Below are 23274 nucleotides of genomic sequence, written 5' to 3'. Positions count from 1 at the left end.
GGGGTCTGTAAAACCGACCCCACCCGAATAACGTTAAAGTTCTCACGAGGTTTGCCATGGCTGACTACAAAGCGCCGCTGCGCGATATGCGCTTCGTCCTCAACGAAGTTTTTGAGGTCGCCAAACTCTGGGCCCAACTGCCCGCGCTGGCGGAGACCGTCGACGCAGAGACCGTTGAGGCAATCCTCGAAGAAGCCGGCAAAGTCACCTCCAAGACCGTCGCCCCGCTCAGCCGCGGCGGCGACGAAGAAGGCTGCCGCTGGGAGAATGGCGCGGTCTTCACCCCGGCGGGCTTCAAGGACGCCTACACAACCTACGCCGAAGGCGGTTGGGTGGGTGTAGGCGGCGATCCGGCCTACGGTGGCATGGGCATGCCCAAGGCGGTGTCGGCCCAGGTTGAAGAGATGATCAACTCCTCGGGCCTGGCCTTCGGCCTGTACCCGATGCTGACCTCCGGCGCCTGCGTGTCGATCAACACCCACGCCAGCGAAGAACTCAAAGCCACTTACCTGCCGAATATGTACTCGGGCGTGTGGGCCGGTTCCATGTGTCTGACCGAGCCCCATGCGGGCACCGACCTGGGGATTATCCGCACCAAGGCTGAGCCTCAGGCAGACGGTTCCTACAAGGTCAGTGGTACCAAGATCTTCATCACCGGTGGCGAGCACGACCTCACCGACAACATTATCCACCTGGTGCTGGCCAAGCTGCCGGACGCGCCGGCGGGTCCCAAAGGGATCTCGCTGTTCCTGGTGCCCAAGTTCATGGTCAATGCCGATGGCAGCCTGGGCGCGCGCAACCCGGTGACCTGTGGCTCCATCGAACACAAGATGGGTATCCAGGCGTCCGCGACCTGCGTGATGAACTTCGACGAAGCGGTGGGTTACCTGGTGGGCGAGCCCAACCGTGGCCTGGCGGCGATGTTCACCATGATGAACTACGAGCGCCTGGGCGTTGGCATTCAGGGCCTGGCCTCCGGCGAGCGCTCTTATCAGAACGCTATCGAATATGCCCGCGACCGCCTGCAAAGCCGTTCGCCAACCGGTCCGAAAGCCAAGGACAAAGTGGCCGACCCGATCATCGTCCACCCGGACGTACGGCGCATGCTGCTGACCATGAAAGCCTCGAACGAAGGTGGCCGCGCATTCTCTACCTACGTCGCGATGCAGTTGGATACCGCCAAGTTCAGCGAAGACGCCACCGCCCGCAAACGCGCGGACGACTTGGTGGCCCTGCTGACCCCGGTTGCCAAGGCGTTCCTGACCGACCTGGGCCTGGAAACCACCGTACACGGCCAGCAGATTTTCGGCGGCCACGGCTACATTCGCGAGTGGGGCCAGGAGCAACTGGTGCGTGATGTGCGCATCACCCAGATCTACGAAGGCACCAACGGCATTCAGGCCCTGGACCTGGTGGGACGCAAGATCGTCGGCAGCGGCGGGGCGTTCTACCAGCTGTTTGCCGACGAGATCCGCCATTTCACCCGCACTGCTGGCGCCGAGCTGGCCGAGTTCACCAAGCCGCTGGACGCGGCGGTGGATGACCTGGACGAGCTGACCGCCTGGCTGCTGGATCGCGCCAAGTCCAACCCGAATGAAATCGGCGCGGCGTCGGTGGAGTACCTGCATGCCTTCGGCTACATGGCCTATGCCTACATGTGGGCCCTGATGGCCAAGGCAGCCTTGGGCAAAGAGGCCCAGGAAGACTTCTACGCCAGCAAACTGGGCACCGCACGTTTCTACTTTGCCCGCTTGCTGCCACGGATAGCGTCACTGAGTGCTTCGGTAAAAGCCGGTAGCGAATCGCTGTTTTTGCTGGATGAGGCCCAGTTCTAAGGGCTAGGAGGGCGTGTAAGCATTCTCTTACGTGACGTGCTGCTAATCGTCCTCTATCGCCATATTGGATCCACGGATAATCTACTTCACATGGACGTCGCGCAGGAAGCGCAAAGCAACAACACGGACACGTAGGATTCTGCCAGGAAGGCGGAGTGAAATGGATGTCAGGGAAACAGTCTGCAAAGCCCCGCTTCGGCGGGGTTTTCTTTTGCCTGCGAAAAAGTCAGACAGGCGCGTTCATCACGTCTTCCAGCAGCGTGCGCAACAACTCCAGCGTCGCCTGCTGACGCTGCACATCCCGGCACACCAACCCCACTTTCAACGGCACCCGTGGTTCGCTCAACGGTTTCCACAGCAACGCCTTGCTGTTGTGTTCGTCCTGCGACCGCCCGGGCAGCACTGTCGCGAGCTTGGTGTGGGGCAGGCTGTCGAGAATCCCCACCATCGTATTCAACTCTGCCTGCACTTGCGGGCGTCGGCCCAGGTTGGCCAGTTGACCTTGCCATATCTGGCGCACCTGAAACTCTTCCCCCAGCAGCAACATCGGCAACTCGGCTGCCTGCTTCAAGGAGACTTTCTTGAATTCCCGCAGCGGGTGATCAGACGGGATGACCACCTTCAGTTCATCTTCGTACAGCAGCACGCCGTGCAATCCCGGCTGGCGCGGCGGCAGGTAGCTGATGCCGATGTCGAGCGAGCCGTTGAGCAGCCGGCGTTCGATTTCCATGCCGGTCAACTCGTAGATCTGCACCACCAGATGCGGCTGGGCCTTGCGCACCCGTTCGAGCATCTGCGGCACCAGGCTGGTGTGCACGGTTTGCAGCACACCGATGGCCAAGGTGCGCAACGCCTGGCCCTTGAAGTTGCGCAGCGCTTCTACGGCATGCTGCATGCCGTCGAGCAGGGGCAGGGCATGGTTGTACAAAGTGTGGGCCGCGAGGGTCGGCAGCAGGCGCTTGCTGCTGCGTTCGAACAGGCTCACATCGAGGTTCTGCTCGAGCTGGCGAATCTGCTGCGACAAGGCCGGTTGGGAGATCGACAGGCGCTCTGCAGCCCGCCCGACGTGGCCTTCTTCATACACCGCGACGAAATAACGCAGTTGCTTGAAATCCATAAGTAACGCTTATCGAAAAAGCTGGAAAATCGAAATGGCCGAGTGCCCCCGAGACGCCTAGTCTAGCGCCTATTCACAGGGCTTACAGGGCCGGAAAGTGCGATGAGTAGTGTTTATGTTGACGGCGTTTGCATAGGCAGGGCAAAAAACCTCGGTCATGGGTTGCTCGGTGATATCGACCAAGGTGTGATTGCCAGCGGGGTTCATCCATGAACCTGTTCAACCTGCGTCGCCCGGTCCCCAGTCTGGATGATCTGATTCTCGACGCGAAAACCCCGACACTGCGCGACGACCTTTCCAGCGACTGCTTGATGCCCAGCGTGGCCCGGCCGCCCCAGGTGTTCGTGCGCGGCCAGGGTTCCTGGCTGTGGGACAGCGAAGACCGCGCCTATCTCGACTTCAATCAGGGCGGCGGCGCCAACAGTCTGGGCCACAGCCCGCAGGTATTGACCAAGGCATTGGCCGATCAGGCCCAGTCACTGATCAATCCCGGCCACGGCCTGCACAACCGCGGTCAACTGAACCTCGCCGACCGCCTGTGCCATCGCACCGCCAGCGACCAGGCCTACCTGCTCAACAGCGGCGCCGAAGCCTGCGAAGCGGCGATCAAGCTGGCGCGCAAATGGGGCCAACTGCATCGCGGTGGCGCCTATCGCATCATCACCGCGAGCAACGGTTGCCATGGCCGCAGCTTTGCCGCGATGTCGGCTTCGGCCGCCGTCAGTGAAAACCGCTTCGAGCCGCAACTGCCGGGTTTCAGTCACGTACCGTTTAACGACCTGCCGGCACTGCATGCGGCGGTGGATGCACAAACCGTGGCGATTATGCTGGAGCCGATCCAGAACGATGCCGGCGTAATTCCCGCGACCGAGCATTACCTCAAGGGCGTCGAGCGCCTGTGCCGCGAGCTGGGGATACTGCTGATCCTCGATGAAGTGCAAACCGGCACCGGCCGTTGCGGCACCTTACTCGCCGAACAGCACTATGGCGTGCGCGCCGACATCATCACCCTGGGCAAAGGCCTGGGTGGCGGTGTGCCGCTGGCGGCGTTGCTGGCGCGGGGCAAGGCGTGTTGTTTTGAGCTCGGTGAGCTCGACGGCACCCACCACGGCAATGCGTTGATGGCATCCGCTGGCGTGGCAGTGCTGGATACGGTGCTGAACCATGGCTTTCTTGAGCACGTCTGCGAGGTCGGCGCGTATCTGGGCGAAGGGCTGGCACGTCTGGCGCACCGCTATGACCAGGGTGAACTGCGTGGCCAGGGCCTGCTGTGGGGACTGACCCTGTCGGAAGATTCGGCAGATGCCGTGGTAAAGGCCGCGCTCAGTGAAGGACTGATCCTGAGTGCGCCACAACCCGACTGCCTGCGCTTCACCCCGGCGCTGACGTTGAGCAAAAGCAACGTCGACGAAATGCTCCTGCGCCTGGCGCGTGCCTTCTCCCGGGTGCGCACCGCGCAGTTGCAATGCCGCAAGGGCATTGCCGTTTAACCCCTTATTTCCTGAACCGTCTCGCGGTATACGCGGCGCCTCCAGCCTGATTCTTTTGGCTGGGGGCGTTTTTTTGTCTGCTGATTAGAGGATGGCCTCGTGCCAGATCCCACTGAACCCTCAAGAGCGCCCAAGGTCGATTAGCTTGTACGGCTCACACGAGCCGATTTTCAGGAGCTGAACCCATGGATATCATTCGCATCATCATCGCCATTCTGCTGCCGCCACTGGGTGTGTTCCTGCAAGTGGGTTTCGCCGGCGCGTTCTGGCTGAATATTCTGCTGACCTTGTGCGGTTACATTCCGGGCATCGTGCACGCCGTGTATATCATCGCCAAACGTTAACAGGCCTCAGCCTTTCGCGATCAGCCGAGAGTTGCGCTCATTGCGAAAGGCCAGTTGCTCGATGGTCTGGGTGGCGTGCTCCGCTTCCTCGCGGGCCTGGAGGATCATCCCGTGATGCTCCGATTTGCTGCACACCGGGTCGGCATTGCTGGCGTCTCCGGTCAGCATGAACGCCTGGCAGCGGCAGCCACCGAAGTCCTTTTCCTTCTCGTCGCATGAACGGCATGGCTCGGGCATCCAGTCATAGCCGCGAAAGCGGTTGAAGCCGAACGAGTCGTACCAGATGTGCTGCATGCTGTGTTCGCGCACGTTGGGAAACTGCACCGGCATCTGTCGGGCGCCGTGGCACGGCAGCGCGGTTCCGTCCGGTGTCACCGTCAGAAAGATACTGCCCCAGCCATTCATGCAGGCTTTCGGGCGCTCCTCATAGTAATCCGGCGTGACAAAGATCAGCTTGCACGGATGGCCTTCGGCTTCGAGCTTGGCGCGGTATTCGTTGGTGATGCGTTCGGCGCGCACCAGCTGTTCCTGGGTCGGCAACAGGCCGACCCGATTGAGCTGGGCCCAGCCGTAGAACTGGCAGGTGGCAAGTTCCACAAAGTCCGCTTCCAGCGCAATGCACAGCTCGATGATGCGGTCGATCTTGTCGATATTATGCCGATGGGTAACGAAGTTCAGCACCATCGGATAGCCATGGGCTTTCACCGCCCGGGCCATTTCCAGTTTCTGCGCGAAGGCTTTTTTCGAGCCGGCCAGCAGGTTGTTCACCTGCTCGTCGCTGGCCTGGAAGCTGATCTGGATGTGGTCCAGGCCCGCCTTCTTGAAGTCGCTGATCTTCTGCTCGGTGAGGCCGATGCCGGAGGTGATCAGGTTGGTGTAGAAACCCAGCTTGCGCGCCTCGGCGATCAGTTCGGCGAGGTCCTGGCGCACCAGCGGCTCACCGCCGGAAAACCCCAGCTGCGCAGCGCCCATTTCCCGGGCTTCGCGAAATACCTTGATCCACTGTTCGGTGCTCAGCTCTTTGCCCTGCTCGGCGAAATCCAGCGGATTGGAGCAATACGGGCATTGCAGCGGGCAGCGGTAGGTCAGCTCGGCGAGCAGCCATAGCGGCAGGCCGATTTCCGGCTTGGGTGGCAGGTCAGGCAAGTTCGATCCAGTGCTGAGCACGGGCAACCTCCATGAATTGCTCGATGTCTTCACCGAGTTCGGGTACGCCCGGGAATTGCTGGTCCAGCTCGGCGATGATCGCGCTGACATCGCGCTCGCCATCGATCAGGCCACCGATCAATGCGGCGCTGTCGTTGAGCTTGATCATGCCTTCCGGGTACAGCAGCACATGGCCTTTTTGCGCGGGTTCGTACTGGAAGCGATAGCCCTGGCGCCAGGTCGGTTTTTTGCTGCGATCGAAGCTCATAGGGTGATCCCCTTATGCCATACACGCTGATCAGTCACACTGTGATACGGCGGGCGTTTCAGTTCGTAAGCCATGCTCATGGCATCGAGCATGCTCCAAAGAATGTCCAGTTTGAACTGGAGAATTTCCAGCATGCGCTCCTGGCCTTCGCGGGTGGTGTAGTGCTGCAGGGTGATGGCCAGACCATGCTCCACATCCCGGCGAGCCTGGCCCAGGCGGGTGCGGAAATACTCGTAGCCGGCCGGGTCGATCCATGGGTAATGCTGGGGCCAGCTGTCGAGGCGCGACTGGTGGATCTGTGGGGCGAACAGCTCAGTCAGCGAACTGCTGGCGGCTTCCTGCCAACTGGCGCGGCGGGCGAAGTTGACGTAGGCGTCTACCGCAAATCGTACGCCGGGCAGTACCAATTCCTGGGAGCGCAGTTGGTCCGGGTCCAGGCCAACCGCTTGGCCCAGGCGCAGCCAGGCTTCGATGCCGCCGTCTTCGCCAGGGGCACCGTCGTGATCCAGCAGGCGCTGGATCCACTCACGACGGATTTCCCGGTCCGGGCAGTTGGCCAGGATCGCGGCGTCCTTGAGGGGGATGTTCACCTGATAATAAAAGCGGTTGGCGACCCAGCCCTGGATCTGCTCGCGGGTGGCGCGGCCTTCATACATCGCCACGTGATACGGGTGATGGATATGGTAGAAGGCGCCCTTGGCCCGCAGGGCCTGTTCGAACTCGGCGGTGGTCAGCGGTGTGTCAGTCATTTGGCTCGCTCCTACAATTCAATGCTCATGCCGTCGTACGCCACTTCCACATTGCGCCGCAGCAACTCGGCTCGCTCGGGTGAGTCCTCATCCAGGATCGGGTTGGTGTTGTTGATGTGGATAAGCACCTTGCGCTGCTTGGGCAACTGCTCCAGCACTTCCAGCATGCCGCCGGGGCCGTTCTGCGCCAGGTGGCCCATCTCGCGGCCGGTGCGGGTGCCCACGCCACGGCGCTGCATTTCGTCGTCGTCCCACATCGTGCCGTCCACCAGCAGGCAATCGCTGCCGGCCATGATCTCCAGCAACGGCTCGTCGACCTTGCCCAGGCCCGGCGCATAGAACAGCTTGCCGCCGGTGCGCAGGTCTTCGACGATCAGGCCGATGTTGTCGCCTGGGTGTGGGTCGAATCGGTGAGGCGAGTAGGGCGGCGCCGCGCTGCGCAGAGGCAATGGCGTGAAGCGCAGGTTGGGGCAGGCGGGAATCGTGAAGCTGGCGTCCAGCTCGATGCGGTTCCAGGCCAGGCCGCCGTTCCAGTGGGTCAGCATGGTGAACAGCGGGAAACCGGTGCTCAGGTCTTCATGGACCATGTCGGTGCACCACACCTGGTGCGGGCAGCCTTCGCGCAGGCTCAGCAGGCCGGTGGTGTGGTCGATCTGGCTGTCCATCAGGATGATTGCGCTGATGCCGGTATCCCGCAGGGCGCGGCCGGGTTGCATCGGAGCGAACCCTTGAAGCTGGGCGCGAATGTCTGGCGAGGCGTTGCACAGGACCCAGTTCACGCCGTCATCGGAAATCGCGATGGACGATTGGGTACGCGCCTCGGCCCGCAGGCTGCCATCGCGAAAACCCGCGCAGTTCACGCAGTTGCAGTTCCATTGCGGGAAACCACCGCCCGCGGCGGAACCTAGAATCTGGACAAACATGGCCGCTCCGTTACACACAACTCAAAAATAAAAACGCCCCGGGCGAGCCGAGGCGTTGCATTGCGATACAAAGCCAATCAGCGGCTGGCAAAGTACATGGTGACTTCAAAGCCGATACGCAGATCAGTGTAAGCAGGTTTGGACCAGGTCATATTCTTACTCCTACGAAGGGATGGGACGTTTACTACCGAGTAATACATATAGTCCACCTCCGGGCGCAGATGTTCAGAGGTGTGCATATGAATGTTACGTACTTCTGCGAAAGATAGCGCTGTCCTGTGGGAAAAAGCCTTTTACCGTAGCGGCAATGATCAGGCTGATCACTGCCAGGGCGTCGGGAGGCGCGCGCCATTGGCCACGCAACGCCAGCCGCCCGCGGCAGTGTTGAGTTGCTGTGCAGCTCCCATTAAATCCTCGCGGGTGCGGGCCTGGATGAAATCTTGCAACTGCTGGATGTAATCCGACGGGTGGCCTGCCAAGTGCGCGTGCCAGAGCAGTTCGGCGGCTTGAGCGGTGGGGAGGGTGTCGAGGGAAAATTGCCGGGCCAGATCACCCGGCAGTTCGCTGGAATTGATCAATTCGGGCAGCTGTTTCAGGAACGTTTGCAGGTGATCCAGAATTTGCGCCAGGGACGCGGTGGGAGATTGCACCCCGAACAGCAGGCCGGTTTGTCCGTTGAGTTGTCGGATGCCGCTGAATACCGCGTAGCCCAATTGCAGCTCGACACGCAGGCGCTGGTAGAACGGCGCTTGCATCAGGTGGGCGAGTAAACGCCAGCACGCCTCGTCGGCCAGGGATTGGGTGGGTGTAGGGCAGAACAGCAGCAACGCCGCGTCGCTGGAATCGGTACTCACCTCGTGCCACAGATGCTGGCCGCTGATGGATGGGCATTCGCTGACAGCCGTTTCCGGAAGGCCTGGCAGTTTCGCCGCTGCACTTTTGATCGCCGTCTCGCAGGCGGCGGGGAGTCCGACGGCAAGCCCTTGCCAGCGAGCGGTCAACCATCGGTCTTGCCCGGCAGTCTGGTTTTCAGGAGTGATACCAGCGCAATACCCGGGCAATGCCTTGAGCAATTCCCGGATCGCCATCGTCGGTGCGGTTGCGGGTGCCTGGGCTTGTTCGTCGAGCTGTGTCAGGCAGCGAGCAACTTCCTCCAGCACTGCGGGCATCGGCTCATGGAGCCCGACCATTTTCAGCTGCCAGTGATTGCCAGCCGCCTCGAAGGATAATTCGACGCCCGCCTGGCTGGCGTTCTCCCGCAGCCGTGGGAAAAGGTCTGCGCGCAGAGGCGAATCCAGCTGCCAACGCAGGTAAATCGCACCCTCGTCGGTGTCGCCTGGCAACGCCTGACTGAAGGTCAACGCCGAGAGGTCCTTTCGTCCCCGGGAGCGATCCTGGGCGAAAGTGCGCAAGCCGCGATGTGCGCTGGTCTGGCCACGAATCAGTCCCGGGCGCTCTTCCTTGACGGCCGGGCGCAGGAACGGATTGCTGGGTGGCAGTTGCCAGGCGTGCCGGGACGGCTCCAGGTGCAGGGAGTCCAGCAAGGCCTTGAGGGACGCGGCGCCTTGGTCGGACAGGACTGGCTCGTTTTCCTGCCGGGCCATTGCCAGGGCTCCGCTGACCTGTTGTCTGCGGGCGAGCAGCAGGGCGTACTCTTCCCGTAGCGCTGTCCAATCGCTGTGTGCGAAAAAGCTCAGCCAGTCGTGCAACAGTTCTTCGATTGCTGCCGTCTGCTGTGCACCTTGGGCATCCAGAGTGAAGTCGATATCCAGCAGCATCTGGCCGTTGAACTGGTACAGCGCCGTTGCGCGAATGGCGCTGACCCATTGCCGCGCCTGCAACTCGGCGAGCAGCCCGCCGGGTGCCGAAGCGTTGAGCCACAAGCACAGGAAATCCGCCGCCTCAGGCGACGCGTCGCCTGTCACCACGTGGTGCCAGTGGTGTTTATCGGCATGCTGATAAGTAATCTGGCTGCCAGCCATCAAGGCGGGTGCTGGTGCTTGTGCACGCAGTTGCCCCGGCTTGAGCATTTCACTGAATCGCTGTGCGATGGATTGCAGTTCCTCCAGCGGCTGAGGCCCGGCAAGGCTCAAGGTCATCTGCCCGGTCTGATAGAAGCCTTCATAAAAATCCCGCAACGCCTGCTGAAACGCCTCACGCTCTACCGGCAAACTATCCCGGTTGCCCGCATGAAACGCCCGCAGCGGATGGTCCGCCGCAACGCCTTGCAGTAACGCCTGTTGCTGTTGCGCCACGGCATCCTGCGACCAGGCAATGAACTCCGCCTGCAACACTTCGCGCTCGCGCAACTGATCTTCCAGGGCCAGGCGCGGATGGGCGAGCATATCCCCAAGGCGATCCAGCGCGGCATCAAATGCCGAAACAGGCACTTCAAAGAAAAAGTCGGTAGCACGTTCGCGGGTGCTGGCATTGACCTGTCCACCGTGGCGCTGCACGTAGGCCATCAGCCCTTCGCTTGCAGGAAACCGCTCGGTGCCCAGGAACAACAGATGCTCAAGGAAATGCGCCAGCCCCGGCCACGCCAAGGGCACATCGTGACTGCCCGCTGCCACGCGCAAGGCTGCCGCGCAGCGCTTCAAACGCGGTGCATGACGCAAGGAAACCCGCAGGCCGTTGGCCAGGGTCAATTGAAGGTGATGAGGGTGGGCCGGCGCAGGCATGAGCACTTCCGAAACGTAGGAAGTGCCTATGCTAGCGCAAACCTGCCGGATCAGTGCTTGTGCAACGCACCGTAAAGCTCCGGACGACGGTCCAGCAGGTAGCGGTTGGCCGCACGAGAGTCGACCATCAACTGTCGATCCAGGGTGCCGACAATCAACGCTTCATCGAGACCCGCCTGGGCGATCCGCTGGCCATCCGGCGCGGCGATGCTGCTCTGCCCGCAATACTGGATCTCGCCCTCCTGGCCGCAGTAATTGGCGTAGGCCACGTAACACTGGTTTTCAAAGGCCCGCGCCCGCACGGTGACGTCGGCGACGAAATCGAACGGCACCATGTTGGCGGTCGGTACAAGGATCAACTCCGCACCGGCCAGCGCCAGGCGCCGGGTGTTCTCCGGGAATTCCAGGTCATAGCAAATCAGGAAACCCAGCTTCCAGCCGTTCAATTCCACCAGCGGAAAATCGTCGTCTCCAGCGCTGAACATCGAGTGGTCGAGGTCGCCAAACAGATGCGTCTTGCGGTAGTTGCACAAGCGCTGGCCGTTAGCGTCGATCAACTGTACGGCGTTGTAGATCTGCCCGTCGGCGCCGCGTTCCGGATAGCCGTAGAGGATCGCCACGCCTGAGTTTTTCGCCAAGGCGGCGATGGACTGCGCCGAGGGGCCGTCCTGGGCTTCAGCCAGCGCGCCGACCGCTTCCATGCCGATGTTATAGCCGGTGAGAAACATCTCCGGCAGCACCAGCAGGTCGGCGTCGTTGGCCTCTTGCGCCAACTGATGCAGGCGCTTGAGGTTGCCCGCCACATCCAGCGGCAAAGGCGGGCATTGATACAGGGCGACACGCATGGGCAACTCCTTATTCGGGCAGTGCAATCGGCCCGATTTCATCGAACACATCCCCCGGCCCCGGGTTCTGCGGGTGAGTGCTGCCACCGAAGTGAGTCATGATGCCCCACACCGCATTCAGCGAAGTTTGCACAGCGCCTTCAACCCATGCAGGCGTCCAGGACACGTCGTCACCGGCGATAAAAATCCCGCGTTGTTCAGCCGGCATGTCCTTCTGCATGAAGTGCGCGTACATCCGCTGGTTGTAGCGATAGTGGCCCGGCAGCGCGCCCTTGAAGGCACCGAGGAAATGCGGGTCGGCTTCCCACGACACGGTGATCGGGTCGCCGATGATCCGCGCGGCGATGTCGACTCTCGGGTAGATCTTTTTCAACGCGTCGAGGGCCAGTTTCACGCGCTTCTCGATCGGCTGCGGAAGCATTTTCAAGGCGTCGCTCATCCACGAGTAGGACAGGCAAATCACACCCGGCTTGTCGTCGCCATTGTCGAACAGATAGGTGCCACGGGTCAGGCGATCGGTCAGCGTCATGCTCATCAAGTCGCGGCCGGTTTCCGGATCCTTGTCCTTCCAGAATGGCCGGTCGACCATCACGAAAGTCTTCGACGATTGCATGTAGCGGGTGCGGTCGAGGGCCATCCACATCTTTTGCGAAAACAGGGTTTCGTCGCACTCTATCTGGGTGGTCAGCAACCAGCTCTGGCAGGTGGTCAGCACGGCGGCGTATTCGCGGGTGTCGCCGTAGTTGTCGGTGACGGCGAAACGGCCGTCGGGCGCGTGGGCAATGCGCTTGACCCCGGCCCGTGGCGCGCCGTGGTGCAGGGAGCTGAGGCTGGTGCCTTCGGGCCAGTGAGCGCAACGTTCCGGCACATGACGCCAGATGCCCATGGGCACCTGGGCGACGCCGCCGACCACCAGATGTTGGTGATCGTCGCAGTTGGTCATCACCACGCGGAAGATTTCCAGCATCGAGTTGGGGAAGTCCGAGTCCCAGCCACCGGTGCCGAAGCCGACCTGGCCGAACACTTCGCGATGATGGAACGACAACTTGGCAAACGCCTTGGAGGTGGCGACGAAGTCGTAGAAGGTGCGGTCGTCCCACAACGGAACCAGGGTATTCCACAGCTCTTTAAGGCGCGGTACGTCACGGTCGCGGATGGCTTGCTGGATATCGGCGAACTGCGAGCCGGCTTCCAGGGCGTCGGCCCAGGCGTCAGCCACTTCCTGGAACAGTGCGGGAAGGTCGGCGAGTTTCTGTGCGTAATGAGTTTGGCCTTCGAGGTCGATGACCGTGCTGCCGGAAGCGGGCGTCAGCGGGTTGGGAAACGGTTTGGTCTCCAGCCCGAGCTTGTCCACGTAGTGATAGAACGCAGTGGAGGACACCGGGAAGCGCATGCCGCCGAGTTCCGCGATGATGCCTTCGGCGCCTTCAAAGGCCTGGGAACGCAGGCGGCCACCCATTTTCGAGGCTTCATACACCACCGGTTTCAAGCCCAGCTTCATCAGCTCGTAGGCGGCCACCAGCCCGGCAATCCCGGCGCCGACGATCGCCACTTCGGCGCCGTGGTTGGCCGCCGGAATACTGCCCAGACCCGCCGGGTGCTCGATCCAGTCATCGAAGGCGAACGGGAAGTCCGGGCCAAAGATGGTGATTGGTTTTTTACCGGTGGCAGGGTGGCGGTTGGGCTTGCTGATGGTGCTGGAAGGAATGCTCATGGCTGACCTTGCTGGCGACTCGGCGGGGCGCGACCCGCTGAGTATAGGAAAAGATGGCAGCCATTCTAGGGAGCGTAGCGTTCGTTAATAAGACGCAATGTGTCGTCGGATTGAATTGTTTTTAGTCAGAGTGACGAAGTTGGTGGTCAGATTGGTTGCCCACGATCCAGTTTGTTACTAAGGATGATCGAGGTGGTGGTCTTCTCCACACCGTCGACGCTGCCGATCTGGTCCAGCAGTTGATCCAGCTGTTCCGGCGAATCGGTGCGCAACCAGGCCACGTAGTCGAACTCACCGCTCACCGCACACAGTTGCTGGACCTGCGCCATGGCGCTGATCCGACGCAACACTTCCTTGCCGGAGCGCGGTTGCACGGTAATCCCCACGTAGGCCTGTAAACCACCATCTACCACCCGCTGGCTGAGGCGTACGCCGTAGCCGGTAATCACCTGGGTTTTTTCCAGGCGTGCCAGGCGCGAGGTGACGGTGGTGCGCGCGATGCCGAGTTGCCGGGCAAGCATGGCCACGCTTTCGCGGGCGTTGATCTGCAAAGCGGCGATCAACTGGCGATCGATTTCATCGAGGACGGGAGGGTGAGAGGCGGACAAGGTGTTCTCCGGCACGGGCATCAATGGGCAAGCATGTTACAGGCTCGTTCCCCTTGATGCTCGCGACGCCGCCGCGCTTAGTTGCGCAGGAACTGTTGGTAGTTTTCCGGGGTAACCAGTTGGGTCGGAACCCACACATCGCCTTGCAGGGCGGCGTGCTTGATCAGCATCAGCGCCGCGTCCACCGAGCCGGCACCGATGGCCACCGGGTCGCGGAATACGGTCACTGCCAACTGGCCTTTTTTCAGCGCCTGCAAACCGTCCGGCGTGCCGTCGATGCCGCCTACCAGAATGTCCTGGCGGCCAGTCTGGCGCAAAGCCATGGCGGCGCCGATGCCCATCTCGTCGTTGTTGGAGGCCACGGCGTTGATGGTCTGGCCCTTGGTCAGCCAGTCATTCATCAGGTCCATGCCTTTTTCCCGCTGCCAGTCGCCGGACTGCTCTTCAACGACTTTGATCTCGGGGTACTTGGCCAGCACATCCTTCACCCCGCTGGTGCGCTTGCCGGTATCGCTGTGGGCGAGGCGCCCGAGGATGATCGCCAGGTTGCCCTTGCCGCCCATCTTCTCGGCCAGGTACTCCATCTGCATCCGGCCGATGGCGCGCTCGTCGGTGCCGACGAAGACGACGCCCGGCGGGAAGCTTTCCACCTCTGGGCGGCTGTTCATGTACACCAGCGGGATACCGGCGGCGTTGGCTTTTTCGGTGATCTTGCGGGTGGCCGCGGTGTCGGCCGGGTTGACGATGATCGCGTCGACTTTCTGGCTGATAAAGCTTTCCACCTGGTTCAACTGGCGGACTACATCACTGGCGGAATCTTCCACCTGCAGCTTGACTCCATCGGGCGAGGCCTTGGCCCGGTCCTGCATGGCCTGCACCAGGTAGGACACGTAGTTATCGAACTGCCCGACCGATACCCCGATGCGCAATTCGGCATGGGCGGCGGTGGACAGCAGCAGGGCACAGGCACAGCCAAGCAGGCGCTTCATGGGAGTTTCCTTTTTATTGTTCTGGTGCGACAAAGATTCTGAAGTGGACATTATTGGAAATAAAATTCCACTTCAAGCGAGAGCTGAAATTTATTTTCGCCGCTGATCGAACACATTAGTTTGTGCCAGATTGTTAAAAGTAACTGTTTGGTACATTATTTCTCGTTGGGTATACAGGAAGGACGTTTGCGAGATGAATAACTTTGGGGCTGCCACCGGCAGCAGATGGTTGCTGGTTGGCCTGGGCCTGCTGATCGCCTTGATCGGCCTGGGCCTGGCGGGCGGTGGTGGTTACCTCGTGGCGCTGGGTGGCAGCTGGTATTTCCTGCTGATGGGCCTGGCGATGCTGGTCTCCGGCGTGCTGATCGCCAAGCGCCGGCCTCAGGGTGCATGGCTATACGCCGTGGCGTTGGTGCTGACCGCGATCTGGGCGGTGTGGGACACCGGGCTGGAATACTGGCCGTTGGTATCGCGGGTGCTGACCTTTGCCGTCATCGGCCTGGTGGTCGCGCTGATTTATCCACAGCTCGCCCGTGCGTCGGGCTCGACACCCGGGCGTGGCGCCTATGGTGTGGCCGGGCTGCTGGGCCTGGGCGTGGTCGCCACCCTGGCGTACATGTTTGTGCCGACCCACGTGGTCAAGGCCAGCAGTGAGCCTGCGGTGACGCCGGTGACACCTGGCACCGAGCAAAAGGACTGGGCCCACTGGGGCAACACCACCGCCGGCAACCGTTTTGCCGCGCTGGACCAGATCAACAAAGGCAACATCGACAAGTTGCAGGTGGCCTGGACCTTTCACACCGGCGACATCCCCGAGAGCAACGGCGCCGGCGCCGAAGACCAGAACACCCCGCTGCAGATCGGTGACAGCGTTTACGTGTGCACCGCCTACGGCAAAGTCTTCTCCCTGGATGCCGACACCGGCGCCCAGCGCTGGAAATTCGACCCCCAGGGCAGCGGCCCAAACTGGCAGCGTTGCCGGGGCTTGGGTTACTTCGACAGCAGCGTCAGCGAGCAACCCGCCAGCGCCAAAGCCTGTGTGAAACGTCTGTTCCTGCCGACCGGCGATGCCCGGTTGATTGCGCTCAATGCTGAGACCGGCGCGCCTTGCGAAGACTTCGGCGACCACGGCACCGTCGACCTGAAAACCGACATGGGCGAAGTGAAGCCCGGTTATTACCAGCAAACCTCGACACCCTTGGTGGCGGGCAATGTGGTGATCGTCGGCGGCCGTGTGGCAGACAACTTCTCCACCGGCGAACCGCCAGGCGTGGTGCGCGCTTTTGACGTGCGCAGCGGCGAACTGGTGTGGGCCTGGGACCCGGGCAACCCGAACACCACCAAACGGCCGCCCGCAGGCGAGACCTACACCCGTGGCACGCCGAACGTGTGGTCGGCCATGTCCTACGACGCCAGGCTCGGCCTGGTCTACCTGCCCACCGGTAACGCCACCCCGGACTTTTTCGCCGGTGAACGTACCGCCTATGACGACAAGTGGAGCTCCTCCATCGTCGCCATCGACGTGAAGACCGGCCAGGTGCGCTGGCACTTCCAGACCACTCACCACGACCTGTGGGACTTCGACCTGCCGGCGCAACCGCTGCTCTACGATATTCCTGATGGTAACGGCGGCGTGCAGCCGGCCCTGGCTCAAGTCACCAAGCAAGGTGAAATCTTCCTGCTCAACCGCGAAACCGGCGTACCCATCGCCCGGGTCGAAGAGCGGCCAGTGCCTCAAGGCAATGTGCCCGGCGAGCGCTATTCGCCGACCCAACCGTTCTCGGTAGACATGCCTTCGATCGGTAATCAGCAACTGACCGAATCCGACATGTGGGGCGCCACGCCGTTTGACCAACTGATGTGCCGCATCCAGTTCAAGGGCATGCGTCACCAGGGCGTCTATACGCCGCCAGGCCTGGACCGCGCGCTGCAGTTCCCGGGTTCGCTGGGCGGGATGAACTGGGGCAGCGTGTCGGTGGACCCGAACACCCACTACATGTTCGTCAACGACATGCGCCTGGGTTTGGCCAACTACATGATCCCGCGCGACAAGATCGCCGCCGGTGCCAGCGGCATCGAGATGGGTGTGGTGCCGCAGGCCGGCACGCCGTTTGGCGCCATGCGCGAGCGCTTCCTTTCGGCGGCGGGCATTCCGTGTCAGAAACCGCCGTTTGGCACCATGTCGGCCATCGACCTGAAAACCCACAAGCTGATGTGGCAAGTACCGGTGGGCACGGTTGAAGACACCGGGCCGCTGGGCATCCGCATGCACATGCCGATTCCGATTGGCATGCCGACTCTTGGCGCGTCTCTGGCGACCCAGTCTGGCCTGTTGTTCTTCGCCGGCACCCAGGACTTCTACCTGCGCGCGTTCGATACCGGCAACGGCAACGAAATCTGGAAGTCCCGTTTGCCTGTCGGCAGCCAATCGGGGCCGATGACCTACGTGTCGCCCAAGACGGGCACCCAGTACATCGTGCTCACCGCCGGCGGCGCGCGACAGTCGCCGGACCGCGGGGATTACGTGATTGCCTACGCGTTGCCCAAGAAATAGGGCGTGAAAAAGCCGCACGGATGTGCGGCTTTTTTTGGCGTCTTAGCTCACGTCCGCCAGCAGGCACCGGGCAAAGAGTTGCGGCACCGGAAGGTTGCGTTGGCTGTAGCGGCTCAGCAGGATGATTTCCCGATAAAAGGTCAGCTCGCCCAGCGGGATCACGCGCACCTGCGGGGATCGGTCCAGCCATAGCCCGGCGTGGGGAACCAGTGAAACGCCCAGCCCGCATTCAACCATCTTGACGAGGGCTTCGATCTCATCCAGCTCCAGCGCAACCTGCACGTCCAACCGCTGATCCCGCAGAAAGCGACTGACCAGCCGCCCGCCAAACGAAGCACGGTCGTAACGCACATGGGGATGAGCGGCGAGCAGTTGCAGCGGGTCATCACCCTTGACCGTTTGCGGCACGATCAGCACAAACGGCTCCTTGCGCAGCACCTGCACGTGCAGCTCCTTGGGCAAATCAAAGGGCGGGCGAATGATGATCGCCGAGTCGAGTTCGCCTGAGTCCACCTGGCTGAGCAGCTCCAGGGAAACCCCCGGCACCAACTTGCACTCCACCGTCGGCGCAGCCTGTCGCAGGCGCACCAGGGCTTGCGGTAGCAGGCCGGTCTGGGCGGTGGTGATGGCACCGACTTTCAACTCGCCACGGTATTCATTGGCGTCCACCGGCACAGCCATGCGATTGAACGTCTCGAGAATTTCCTTGGCCAGCGGCAGCGCGCGGATGCCCGCCGCATTCAGCGTGGCCTGGCGCCCGGTGCGGTCGAACAGTTGCACGCCCAGCACCTGCTCCAACTGGCGGATCTGCGCGCTGACCGCCGACTGCGTCAGCCCGATATGCATGCCCGCTGCGGCGAAGGTGCCGTGGCGGGTAACCGCGATAAAGGTTTTCAGTTCCCGCAGCATGGGCTTCTCGATTGATCGAAATAATTTGAGCTCGCTGCGAAAACTATCGTCTTTCCATCGGTTACGGCAAGGCTAGACTCGCAAGGACTTAATACCCATAGAGGTTAGACCTGATGGCACTGGCTCCTTTTCACCTGGCAATTCCGGTATTCGACTTGGCGGCTGCGCGGCAGTTTTACGGTGAAGTGTTTGGCCTGGAGGAGGGGCGGGCCAGTGATCACTGGGTCGACTTCGACTTCTTCGGCCACCAACTGGTGATTCATGAACATCCGAAAACCGCTTCTCAAGAGGCGGCGCACACCAATGCGGTAGACGGCCACGATGTGCCGGTGCCGCATTTTGGCGTGGTGCTGAGTTGGGAGGATTGGCATGCCCTGGCGGAGCGGTTGCAGGCTCGGAATACCCGGTTTGTGTTGGAGCCGCATATTCGTTTCAAAGGTCAGGTGGGTGAGCAGGCGACGTTGTTCCTGTTTGATCCGTGCGGCAATGCGCTGGAGTTCAAGGCGTTCAAGGATATTGGGCAGTTGTTTGCCAAGTGAGGGCGTCGCCGAGGAGACGCCCGTCTGATTCGGAAGCCTAAGACGCTTTGCACACCTTCGCAGCGGCAGGGTCGTTCGGGATAAACGAATCCGGTGCGCCGGGCTTCAACACCACGTACCCGCGCCGCCACGGCTGATCGTCCACCAGATTCCAGCGATGGCCTGTACCGGTGTTGTCTTCGGCGACCAGCACTTCACCCGGATGCAGCGTGAACTTCTCACCGCCGCGGGTAACGAACGCCAGGGTGCCGGACAGCGTCATGACGTACTGGGGTTCTGGGTCGTTATGCCAACTGTAGGAAGAGTGCGCCGCTGTTTGCTTGAAGTGGATGGCGGTCACATCATTGCGCATGCTCTGGTCGATGGTGCCTTCCAGCACGTGGGAGTTGTTGTCGGCGCCCGTGCACAGCTTGAATGCTTTGATGGTGTCAGCGGGGGCGGCGTGAGCGCAGCTTAAGGTGGCGAGGGTGATTGCGGCAGCGGCTGCGGCACGCAGGCCCAGGCGGTGGATTACAGGGCGCGGCGTACGTTTCTTCTGATGCATGGAGCAAGTTTCCCTCGTGTTGGATTGGCGGCGATTGGGAATCATGGTCTTCGCCGTAGCCGTTCGGGACAACTAACTAATGTTTCATTGCGGCACGCCAGAAACGACAAAGCCGCGCAATGCGCGGCTTTCAAGATGGTGGGCCCAGTAGGACTCGAACCTACGACCAAGGGATTATGAGTCCCCTGCTCTAACCAACTGAGCTATAGGCCCTCAGTAGGCCGCGGATTATAGCGATGGTTTCTTCGCTGTGCCATCCGAAAAGTCCGAAACGCTCATACGAAGGAAGGTAGCTGCAAAAAGGTCCGGCGGCAGTGGCAGGCTGACGATGTAGCCTTGCATCTGTTCGCAGCCTTCAGCCGCCAGGAACGCTTGCTGGGCAGGCGTTTCCACGCCTTCGGCGATGATGGTGAATTGCATGCTGTGCCCCAGGGCAATAATGGCGCGCACGATGGCGGCATCGTGCGGATCATCCGGCAGGCCACGCACGAAGGATTGGTCGATCTTCAGGAAATCCAGCGGCAGGCGCTTCAAATAGCTGAGGGACGAATACCCGGTGCCGAAGTCATCAATGGCCAGTTGCACGCCCAGGCGCTTGAGTTGGTGCAGCACCTCCAGCGCTTCTTCGGCCTGGCTCATGATGAAGTTTTCGGTGATCTCCAGTTGCAGGCAGCCGGGCTCCAGGTGGTTGTCCCGCAGCAGTTGTTCGATGCGCGCCAGCAGGTTGGGGTGGCGCAGTTGCGCGCCGGCGAGGTTGACGGACAGCGGCCCGAAGTCATCGAAGACTTCTCTCCAGTCGTGCATTTGCCGGCACGCCTGGTCCAGTACCCAGTCACCAATTTGCAGGATCATGCCGTTCTCTTCGGCCAGGGCGATGAAGTGCTCGGGTGGCACTTCGCCGAAGGTGGGATGTAGCCAGCGGATCAGTGCTTCGGCGCCGATCAGTTGTTGGGTGTCCAGGCTCAGTTTCGGCTGGTAGTAGAGGCGCAATTCGTCGCGCTCGATGGCCCGGCGCAGTTCGTGCTCCAGGGCCACCCGTTCGTTGGCCTGGGCAGTCAGGTCCTGGGTGTAGCTTTCGACGCGGTTGCGGCCTTTGGCCTTGGAGCGGTACATGGCGGCGTCGGCGTTTTTGACCAGGGTGGCGACGTCGACGCCGTCCCGTGGGTACAGGCTGGTGCCGATGCTGGCGCTGATAAAGAACTCGTGCTCGCCCGCCTGGAACGGCGGGGTGAAGCAGGCCAGCAGTTTATTGGCCAGGTGTTCTGCGTCGCTGGCTTGTTGCAGGCCGGGCAGCAGGATGATGAATTCGTCGCCGCCCAGGCGCGCCACGGTGTCGACGTCCCGCAGTTGGTCCTTGAGGCGTACCGCGATGTCCTTGAGCAGCAGGTCGCCAATCGGGTGGCCGAGGCTGTCGTTGATGTGTTTGAAGCGGTCGAGGTCGAGGAACAGCACAGCACCCTGGCTGCCGGTTTCCTGTTGATGGTTGAGGGCAGCCTGCAGGCGGCTTTCAAACAGGGTGCGGTTGGGCAGGCCGGTCAGCGGGTCGTGGTGGGCCTGGTAATCGAGGCGCGCCTGGGCGTGCTTGAGGCTGGAGATGTCGGCAAACACGGCGACAAAGTGGGTGATCGACTGCTCGCGGTTACGCACCGCGCTGATGGTCAGCCAGCTGGGGTACAGCTCGCCGTTCTTGCGCCGGTTGGAGATCTCGCCCTGCCAATGGCCGTTGGCCGTCAGTTGATGCCACATGGCTGCGTAGAAGGCGCTGTCGTGCAGGCCGGAGGCGAGCAGGCGCGGGGTTTGGCCGAGGGCTTCGGCTTCGCTGTAGCCGGTGATCTCGCTGAAGGCGCGGTTCACGGCGCTGATGTTTTGCCGGATATCGGTGATCAGTACGCCTTCGGCAGTGCTCTCGAAGACGGTGGCGGCCTGTTGCAGTTTTTCCTGCATCAGTTGGCGCTCGGTGATGTCCCGCGCGATGGTCAGCATGCAGTCTTCGTCACCGATGGGCAGCGGGCGACTGGAGACCTCGCAGAGGCGAATCTCGCCGTCGTTGCGGCGGATGTGGCAGACAAAGTCGCGGACGAATCCGTCCCGTTGCAGCAGTTCCAGCATGTCCTTGCGTTCGTTCAGGTCGACCCAGATGCCGAGGTCCAGGGTGGACTGATCCAGTGACATCACGCTGTTGAAGCCGGTTATGCGGCTGAAGCCTTCGTTGACTTCGATCAGCAAGCCGTCGCTTTGGCGGGACAGCAGCAGGCCATCGGGGGAGGCGTGGAAGGCCTTGGCGAATTTCTCTTCGGAGGTTTGCAGCCGCTGCTGGGTTTCTTTCAGTTGGGTGATATCACGCACCACCACCACCAGGGCTTCGGTGGTGTCGAGTTGAAACGGTTCGGCGGAAATCAGCCCGGTGAAGGCCTGGCCGTTGCTGCGCAGGAAAGGCATTTCCAGGTTACGGATGCTGGTGGTCTGCACCCGTTGCAGAAGACCGGGGCCTACACCCTGGATGCCCCAGATATTCAGTTCGGTGGCGGTTTTTCCTACGACTTCTTCAGCGCTCAGGCCGATCTGATCCTCGAACGCCTTGTTGACCTCCATCAGGCAGCCGTCGGACAGCCGGGCAATCACCAGGATGTCCGGGCATTGCTGGAACACGGAGGCGAACTTCTGCTCCGAAAGCTGCAACGCTTCCTCGGTGCGCTTGGCTTCGCTGATGTCGATCATCAGGCCGCGCAGCACCGGTTCGTGGCCGTGTTCGATCAGGCTGACGATGTCTCGCACCCACAGGCAGCGGCCATCGGCGGTGATCACGCGGTAGTCGACACTGTGGTCGCGGTTGGCTCGGGTTTCTGCGTAGCAATAGGATTCTGTGCGGGTCAGGTCGGCGGGGTGAATGATGTTGCGCCAGAAGCCCGGGATCAGCCAATGGGCCCGCGGATAGCCCAGCAGTTCCTCGGCGTGGGGCGACACGTAGCTGTAGGTGAAATCGCTGATGCTGGCTTCCCAGGCGATCGCTGAAAGGCTCTCCACCAGGCCGCGATAATGGTATTCGCTGCTGCGCAGTTCCTGTTCGAGGGCTACACGGCGGGAAATTTCCGAACTGAGCCGGCGATTGATCCGGATAACCACGGCCAGCACGATGCTCAGCAACAGCACCGCCGGCAGCCCGTAGAGCAGTACATCGGTCCAGAGGGTGCGGTGGTCGATGACGTTGCCAACCCAGTGTTGCTGGATGGCTTCGGTCTCGGCCGGGCTGATGTCGGCCAGGACTTTGTCGAGGATGCCCACCAGCATCTTGTCGTCTTTGGGCACGCCCATGGCCAATTGATAGCGATAGGGCGTTTCGCCGCTGATGTACAGGCCTTCCAGCTTGAGTTGGCGCAGGCTCCACACGCTGGAAGCGAGGTCGCCGACCACGGCGTCGACCTTATCCGTGGCGAGGGCCTGCAGCGTTGCGCTGACGTTGGGCATGGCCACCAGGTTGAGGTCCGGGTGGTGAGTGCGCAGCAGTTCGTGGGGCGCATAGTTTTCCACCACGGCCACCTTTAACCCGTACAGGTCCTTGAGGCTGCGCGGTTGCGGGCCGCCTTCATGGGCGAGGATGACGATGGGGAAGTCGAGATACGGCCGGGTAAACGACAGGAAGCCCTGGCGTTCGGGGGTGGACATGATGCCCGGCAGCAGGTCGAGCTGGTTGTTGCGGGCCTGTTCCAGTACCGCGCTCCAGTTCACCGGCTCGATCAGTTTGATCCTGAGCCCTAGGCGGTCCTGCATCAGGCGCACGTAGTCTGCGGCCAGGCCTTGGTAACGACCTTCTTCATCGCGGTATTCAAAGGGCGGCCAGGACGCATCGACGCCCAGGCGCAACTCTTGGTGGTCCGCCAGCCAGCCACGCTCTTCATCGGTGAGAGTCAACGCGCCAGCCGTTGCGGTCCAGGTCAGCAGCGACAGCAGTAACACAGTCGGCAATCTGGGCATAACGGTCTCGTTATGGCACGGGGAATGTTTCGAGTGTAGACGGGCAT

Annotated in this window: 19 protein-coding genes and 1 tRNA gene; 5 read left to right on the top strand and 15 right to left on the bottom strand. The window is 61.7% G+C overall.

The annotated features are described in order from the left end of the window. Positions 1-56 precede the first annotated feature (56 nt). Positions 57-1835, top strand: a complete 1779-nt coding sequence (locus M2400_RS00350; RefSeq protein ID WP_177079300.1) for an acyl-CoA dehydrogenase C-terminal domain-containing protein — start codon at positions 57-59, stop codon at positions 1833-1835. Between the two features lie 226 nt (positions 1836-2061). On the opposite strand, the gene M2400_RS00345 is transcribed toward M2400_RS00350, so the two are convergent. Continuing rightward, the gene (locus M2400_RS00345) at positions 2062-2952 is read right to left on the bottom strand and encodes a LysR family transcriptional regulator (protein WP_177043229.1); all 891 of its coding nucleotides are present in this window, start codon (positions 2950-2952) and stop codon (positions 2062-2064) included. Positions 2953-3161: 209 nt separating this feature from the next. Between M2400_RS00345 and M2400_RS00340 the strand changes: the two genes are divergently transcribed. Together M2400_RS00340 and M2400_RS00335 are read left to right on the top strand one after the other, a co-directional pair. After that, entirely contained in the window at positions 3162-4442 is a 1281-nt protein-coding gene (locus M2400_RS00340) for an aspartate aminotransferase family protein (protein ID WP_259198051.1), read from the top strand. A gap of 185 nt (positions 4443-4627) precedes the next feature. After that, complete coding sequence (locus tag M2400_RS00335) at positions 4628-4786, top strand: YqaE/Pmp3 family membrane protein (RefSeq protein WP_003211049.1); 159 nt, start codon at positions 4628-4630, stop codon at positions 4784-4786. Between the two features lie 6 nt (positions 4787-4792). Here the strand turns inward: M2400_RS00335 and pqqE are convergent, their stop codons facing one another. The 10 genes from pqqE to M2400_RS00285 all read right to left on the bottom strand — a co-directional run bounded on the left by pqqE (position 4793) and on the right by M2400_RS00285 (position 14709). Then, positions 4793-5932 (bottom strand): pyrroloquinoline quinone biosynthesis protein PqqE, encoded by a 1140-nt coding sequence (gene pqqE, locus M2400_RS00330; RefSeq protein WP_259198052.1) that lies wholly within the window; start codon positions 5930-5932, stop codon positions 4793-4795. Continuing rightward, positions 5925-6200 carry a pyrroloquinoline quinone biosynthesis peptide chaperone PqqD gene (gene pqqD / locus M2400_RS00325; protein ID WP_177043234.1) on the bottom strand — a complete coding sequence of 92 codons (276 nt, stop codon included), beginning with the start codon at positions 6198-6200 and terminating at the stop codon, positions 5925-5927. Before pqqD ends, pqqE begins: the two co-directional genes overlap by 8 nt. Beyond that, positions 6197-6949, bottom strand: coding sequence for a pyrroloquinoline-quinone synthase PqqC (pqqC, locus tag M2400_RS00320; RefSeq protein WP_003211042.1), 753 nt, complete (start codon positions 6947-6949; stop codon positions 6197-6199). The genes pqqD and pqqC overlap by 4 nt, the downstream gene beginning before the upstream one ends. 11 nt (positions 6950-6960) lie before the next feature. After that, entirely contained in the window at positions 6961-7872 is a 912-nt protein-coding gene (pqqB, locus tag M2400_RS00315; protein ID WP_259198053.1) for a pyrroloquinoline quinone biosynthesis protein PqqB, read from the bottom strand. Positions 7873-7949: 77 nt separating this feature from the next. Continuing rightward, the gene (gene pqqA, locus M2400_RS00310) at positions 7950-8024 is read right to left on the bottom strand and encodes a pyrroloquinoline quinone precursor peptide PqqA (protein WP_003194766.1); all 75 of its coding nucleotides are present in this window, start codon (positions 8022-8024) and stop codon (positions 7950-7952) included. A 168-nt stretch (positions 8025-8192) separates the two neighbouring features. Continuing rightward, entirely contained in the window at positions 8193-10553 is a 2361-nt protein-coding gene (gene pqqF / locus M2400_RS00305; RefSeq protein ID WP_259198054.1) for a pyrroloquinoline quinone biosynthesis protein PqqF, read from the bottom strand. A 50-nt stretch (positions 10554-10603) separates the two neighbouring features. Continuing rightward, positions 10604-11398 carry a carbon-nitrogen hydrolase family protein gene (locus tag M2400_RS00300; protein ID WP_177079304.1) on the bottom strand — a complete coding sequence of 265 codons (795 nt, stop codon included), beginning with the start codon at positions 11396-11398 and terminating at the stop codon, positions 10604-10606. 10 nt (positions 11399-11408) lie between these two features. Beyond that, positions 11409-13091 carry an NAD(P)/FAD-dependent oxidoreductase gene (locus M2400_RS00295; RefSeq protein ID WP_177043278.1) on the bottom strand — a complete coding sequence of 561 codons (1683 nt, stop codon included), beginning with the start codon at positions 13089-13091 and terminating at the stop codon, positions 11409-11411. 167 nt (positions 13092-13258) lie between these two features. Then, a complete protein-coding gene (locus M2400_RS00290; RefSeq protein ID WP_177043237.1) occupies positions 13259-13741 on the bottom strand; it encodes an Lrp/AsnC family transcriptional regulator in 483 nt (160 codons plus the stop codon). A 56-nt stretch (positions 13742-13797) separates the two neighbouring features. Beyond that, on the bottom strand, positions 13798-14709 hold the full coding sequence (locus tag M2400_RS00285; RefSeq protein WP_177043238.1) for a sugar ABC transporter substrate-binding protein: 912 nt from the start codon (positions 14707-14709) through the stop codon (positions 13798-13800). A 193-nt stretch (positions 14710-14902) separates the two neighbouring features. Between M2400_RS00285 and M2400_RS00280 the strand changes: the two genes are divergently transcribed. Next, positions 14903-17263 carry a glucose/quinate/shikimate family membrane-bound PQQ-dependent dehydrogenase gene (locus M2400_RS00280; protein WP_259198055.1) on the top strand — a complete coding sequence of 787 codons (2361 nt, stop codon included), beginning with the start codon at positions 14903-14905 and terminating at the stop codon, positions 17261-17263. Positions 17264-17305: 42 nt separating this feature from the next. Here the strand turns inward: M2400_RS00280 and M2400_RS00275 are convergent, their stop codons facing one another. After that, on the bottom strand, positions 17306-18172 hold the full coding sequence (locus M2400_RS00275; RefSeq protein ID WP_259198056.1) for a LysR family transcriptional regulator: 867 nt from the start codon (positions 18170-18172) through the stop codon (positions 17306-17308). 113 nt (positions 18173-18285) lie between these two features. Between M2400_RS00275 and M2400_RS00270 the strand changes: the two genes are divergently transcribed. Continuing rightward, positions 18286-18711 (top strand): VOC family protein, encoded by a 426-nt coding sequence (locus M2400_RS00270; protein ID WP_177043241.1) that lies wholly within the window; start codon positions 18286-18288, stop codon positions 18709-18711. A gap of 37 nt (positions 18712-18748) precedes the next feature. On the opposite strand, the gene M2400_RS00265 is transcribed toward M2400_RS00270, so the two are convergent. From M2400_RS00265 to M2400_RS00255, 3 genes are all read right to left on the bottom strand, one after another. After that, positions 18749-19255 carry a hypothetical protein gene (locus M2400_RS00265; RefSeq protein WP_177120085.1) on the bottom strand — a complete coding sequence of 169 codons (507 nt, stop codon included), beginning with the start codon at positions 19253-19255 and terminating at the stop codon, positions 18749-18751. Between the two features lie 136 nt (positions 19256-19391). After that, positions 19392-19468, bottom strand: a tRNA-Ile gene (locus M2400_RS00260). A gap of 15 nt (positions 19469-19483) precedes the next feature. Next, entirely contained in the window at positions 19484-23227 is a 3744-nt protein-coding gene (locus M2400_RS00255; protein ID WP_259198057.1) for a bifunctional diguanylate cyclase/phosphodiesterase, read from the bottom strand. Positions 23228-23274: the final 47 nt, after the last annotated feature.

The organism is Pseudomonas sp. BIGb0558 (assembly GCF_024807515.1).
GTDB lineage: Bacteria > Pseudomonadota > Gammaproteobacteria > Pseudomonadales > Pseudomonadaceae > Aquipseudomonas > Aquipseudomonas yamanorum_A.
Note: the sequence above shows the minus strand (reverse complement) of the source record. Positions and strands in the feature narration are given on the sequence as shown.